Annotated in this window: 1 protein-coding gene; it reads left to right on the top strand. The window is 53.2% G+C overall.

Going from position 1 to position 1,398, the window contains the following annotated elements; genetic code table 11:
* Positions 1–26: 26 nt before the first annotated feature.
* Positions 27–1,398 (top strand): PEP/pyruvate-binding domain-containing protein (locus KDK16_RS02110; protein WP_257274445.1); only part of this gene is annotated, 1,372 nt, incomplete at its 3' end.

The following is a 1,398-nucleotide window of genomic DNA, read 5'->3' as shown; positions in this document are numbered from 1 at the left end:
TTGATTGCCGATATGGCGGGGTCGCCATGAGCTTTCAATCTTTTCAGGATGATACTGTCAGGGTTGAGTACACAACCGGTCAACCCAAAGGCGTAGTAGCAGGGCAGTTTGGCAACACGCCCCACCGCATCGATATATTTCGCAAGGATCGCAAAGATGGAGCTGAGCATTATCAATTCGTTCCCGGGAAGGTCTCAAGTCAATTCATCCTGCACAGAGACAACAACGGCTACTCGGAAAAAGAGATTTATGAGGCCGATGTTCAATCAAACGACGGTGAACAGAAACTCAGTGATGACACGATTTCAGAGCTCAAGGATGCGTTGACAAAGCTGGAAGACCTTCTTCTCTGCCCCGTGGATGTGGAGTTTGCCATCGATCATCAGGGGCGCCTGTTCCTGTTGCAGGTGCGGCCTGTTACCCGGCTCTCCGGCAGTATGGATTTTGCCTTCCCCATACCCGAAGAGACCTTGGCCACTGGCGAGGGCATCAGCGAAGGCTACTGTGCCGGACCCCTCTGGCTGGCCAAAAAACGACACGCAGACCCTATGCCAGAGGGAGCCATTGTCGTAACTCAGCATGCTGAAGAGTGGATGCTTGAGTCTGAGTTCCTGAAGCGGGCAGGGGGGGTTGTCATTGCCGAAGGAGGATTCAATGATCATGTAGCGATCCTTATGAAACAGGAAGGAAAAACGTTGATGCTGGCCGGTGGTCAGTTAGCGGCAGTGGCCGCCCGGGACGGGCAACAGGCAACACTGGCCTGCGCCCGTTTCAACGGTGAGCCCGGAGCCTTCATTGTTGCTGGTGACATTACCGAAAAACTGGCCAGTCACAGAAGCCTGTCCTCTGCCGTTTCTGATTTAACGTTAACGACAGCTGTCCCATCATGGGATGATTTGTCCCTCCCTGAAGGCAGACTCCTTCAGGTCGCCAGCGGTTTTCGATGGCTCACGGATCAAAATGCCCGCCTGTTGGCATTTTTTGCTCCCGGTGGTGGACTGGATTGCCTGGCAAACCCGATAAAACTGAGCATGTCACCACAACGTTCAGAGCTACTGGCAGAGACCAGAGAGAGCGTAAATCGGCTGGTTTATGGCGCTGAGGCACTGTTGGATGGCTACGGGGCATATTTGCGGTTGGCGGGTAAAAGACGCTCAGCCAGAGTTAAGTTATTGCAGGAAGAATTGCCAAAATTAATCAACCGGTTTGAGACACTGAAGCAGACCATCCGATCAGGGTTAGAGAGTATCATCCCTCCCATGGAAGCCGGTAAAGAAGGGCAGATATCATTTCGTGATTGGGTGGCAGCCTGCCATCAGCTGCAATCCTGCCTTCAGGCACTCAACCCTAAGGAGGCTGAGCAGGTCCGGAGTGTCCATGAGCTGATTTTTGCCCTGC

Source organism: Endozoicomonas sp. SESOKO4 (assembly GCF_024606275.1).
Note: the sequence above shows the minus strand (reverse complement) of the source record. Positions and strands in the feature narration are given on the sequence as shown.